General features: G+C 49.8%; 3 protein-coding genes. All 3 read left to right on the top strand.

The window, feature by feature from the left end; genetic code table 11:
* Window positions 1–929, top strand: a 929-nt coding sequence (locus tag WBV75_RS12470) for a 4Fe-4S domain-containing protein (RefSeq protein WP_424120916.1), incomplete at its 5' end; no start/stop codon positions are given.
* A gap of 11 nt (window positions 930–940) precedes the next feature.
* Entirely contained in the window at window positions 941–2,299 is a 1,359-nt protein-coding gene (gene rsxC, locus WBV75_RS12465; protein WP_424120915.1) for an electron transport complex subunit RsxC, read from the top strand.
* Window positions 2,292–3,311 (top strand): RnfABCDGE type electron transport complex subunit D, encoded by a 1,020-nt coding sequence (locus WBV75_RS12460; protein ID WP_424120914.1) that lies wholly within the window; start codon window positions 2,292–2,294, stop codon window positions 3,309–3,311. The genes rsxC and WBV75_RS12460 overlap by 8 nt, the downstream gene beginning before the upstream one ends.
* Window positions 3,312–3,363 lie beyond the last annotated feature (52 nt).

Raw genomic sequence — 3,363 nt, 5'->3', positions numbered from 1 at the left:
TGTTCAACCTCTATACCACATGCCAGCCCGAACACGGTGTGGGAGATGATCTGGGCGCACACCAGGCGAAGCTCGCCGTGGAATCCAGGGCGTATCCTATATTCAAATACAACCCGGATCATGGAATAAAAGTCCAGGAAGCCCTCGATTTATCGGGTAACCCCGCCATAAACCAGGTATGGCCTACGTACGATTTGAAATATCTCGAATATGGACAGGAACGCACCATGTCGCTATCGATGACCTTTGCGGACTTTGCCCTGACCGAAGCCCGATTCAGAAAACACTTTAGGAAGGTTCCGCGCAGCGCCTGGAATGACAATATGATGCTCCTGGTAGAATTTTTGGAACTGGAAAAAAGCGAACGGGAAGGCAAATTCCCCTATATCTGGGTAGTAGACCGGGATCAAAAACTCAATCGGGTGCTGGTGGCCAAACCCATCGTGGACTCTTGCGAGGAAAGGCGTGACTTCTGGTTGATGTTGAGAGACCTGGCCGGAGTGGTAGAAAAGCCACAGGAAGAGAACCTGGAAGAAAAAATCAGAAATGAGGTCGTAGGAAATATCGCACAGGGTCTTATGCAAATGGCCGGGGGCAATGGGAGCGATTTTGTACAAATGGCCACTGGCAAAGTGGAAACAGCGGATACCTCAGTCGAAGAGAAGCCCGCAGAGGGCGACTACTTGGCCCCCTGGTTGGAAACTGAGGAATGTACCTCCTGCGACGAATGTATTAAACTCAACCCCAATGTGTTTGCTTATAATGAAAACAATAAGGCATACATTAAAAACGCTAAGGCCGGACCATATCAAGACCTGGTCAAAGCCGCTGAAAAATGTACGGCGGGTGTCATTCACCCGGGATTACCGGCAGACCGGAATGCAGGGGACATTGAAAAATGGATCCTCAGGGGTGAGAAACACAACTAATAAAGGGGTAAATGGCGCTTTTCAACCTTCATAAGAATACCTTTAAACACGGCATTCATCCCCCGGAAAGTAAGGACGAAACAAGGGGACTGCCCATCCGGCAGTTTCCCTTTTCGCCCGTCATTATCCTACCCATGGCCCAACACATTGGAGTCCCTTCTGAAATCGTTGTTCGGGAAGGACAGGAAGTCGTTCGGGGAGAATTGTTGGCCAAATCTGGCGGGTATATGTCTGTACCGATGCATGCACCGGTTTCCGGTATTATTCGGAAAATCGCCAATGTCCCGACCATTTCCGGAAAAATGTCTCCGGGAATCTACCTCGAAACATTTCCCTCTTCCACACAGGAAGTTCTCGAAGGAAATCCTATAGACCCCGATACGGCCACAGCCGAAGAAATTTTGCAGGGCATACAGGATGCGGGTATTGTGGGCTTAGGGGGCGCGGCCTTTCCAACCCATGTAAAGCTGAAAGTACCCGAAGGGAAAAAATGTGAAACCTTAATTATCAATGGCATTGAATGCGAGCCCTATTTGACCACCGACCACCGGGTCATGCTGGAGCAGGAAAGCGACATTTTTACCGGGATTAAATATTTGTTGAAGGCCACAGGGGCCGAAAAGGCCATCATTGGCATTGAAGCGAATAAACAGGATGCGGCCGATCACCTGGAGGGGCTCATCCCTGATGACTTGCCGGTTTCAATCCAGGTGTTACCGGTAAAATACCCCCAGGGGGCTGAGAAAATGCTGGTCACTGCCTTGTTGCAAAAGGAAGTTCCTTCCAAGGGATTTCCCATTGAAGTCGGTGTGGTGGTGGTGAATGTGGCCACAACCGCGGAAATCGGGCGATTATTGCCTCATGGCCGGGGTATTCAGGAACGCGTAATCACCATTACGGGGCCCGGTATTAAAAAGAAAGGCAATTATCGTATCCCTGTGGGTACGCCCCTGCGTTTCGTTCTGGAACAGGTGGGTGCCGATCAGGACATCAAAGAAGTGTATATGGGAGGCCCCATGATGGGGGTGGCGGTTTCTAACCTCGACATCTCCATCGTTAAAGGGACTTCGGGGATTCTGGTCTTTACCGGGAAAGATGTCAGTCAGCCCTCCAAAACCTATCCGTGCATTAAATGCGGAGCCTGTTTGGATGCCTGCCCCATATTGCTGAATCCATCCCAACTCGGTATCCTGGCAAAATTTGAAGCCTACGATGAAATGGCTCGCGATTTCAATTTAATGGACTGTTTTGAATGCGGTTCATGCACCTATGTATGCCCCTCACATATCCCATTGGTTCAGCATTTCCGGGTAGCCAAACGGGTGGTGAGAAAACGGCAGGCTGAAAAAAAAGAAGCAGTCAATGTTTAAAAAAACATTAGATATCAGCTCCTCGCCCCATATTTACAAAGGGCGGAGTACCGACGACATCATGAAAAATGTGGTCTGGGCGCTGATACCTGTAGTGGGTTTCTCCGTGTATTCCTTTGGCTGGAATGCTTTGCTTGTGATCACTTCCGCCACCCTGGCCTGTGTATTGACGGAGCATGTTTTATGTAAGCTGTCCAAAAAAGAAACTACCGTACAGGATTATTCCGCTGTAATTACGGGATTATTGTTAGGCCTCACCTTACCCCCCATTTTCCCATTGTGGATGGCTTTTGTGGGCGGGGTTATCGGAATTGCACTGGGCAAATATGTCTTTGGCGGACTGGGGTACAATGTCTTTAATCCAGCCCTGGTGGGCCGGGCCGTTTTACAAGCCGCCTTCCCCGTAGCGATTACAACCTGGCATCCCGCCTTTATGGCTGACCGCTTTTCCAATATTTCAGGCTCGGTCTTTACCTGGCCCTTTATGCAACCCCAGTTTGACGCCGTATCAGGGGCTACTCCCCTATCGGCTTTTAAGTTTGACGGTATTACAACCTCCACCACAGAGTTGGCTTTTGGCCAAATCAGCGGTTCCACGGGGGAAACCTGTGCGGTCCTTATCGCTTTGGGGGGGCTGTATCTCATCGCCCGAAACATGATGAGTTGGAGAATCCCGGCGGCTGTATTGTTGAGCGCCTTCCTGCTTAGCGGTTTGCTGTATGTAGTGAATAGTGAGGTATACCCCTCTCCATTTTTTATGTTGTTCTCCGGGGGGTTGATGCTCGGCGCCGTTTTTATGGCGACCGATATGGTTTCCTCCCCTATAACGCCCATGGGCTTGTGGATTTATGGAGGGATCATCGGCATATTGACCATAGTGATCCGGATTTGGAGTGGTTTACCCGAAGGGGTTATGTACTCTATTTTGTTGGCTAATGCGATTTCGCCCCACATAGATAAGGTGGTTAGAGGTCGGGTTTACGGAACCCCGGGCAAAATTAAAACGACATGAGCACAAAGGCCCATACTCCTAAACAAGAAGGTGCCAGCAGCACAAAGATGCT

Origin of the sequence: Robiginitalea sp. (assembly GCF_049588695.1) — a bacterium.
Lineage (GTDB): Bacteria > Bacteroidota > Bacteroidia > Flavobacteriales > Flavobacteriaceae > Robiginitalea.
This window is presented reverse-complemented; position numbering and strand designations above follow the sequence as displayed.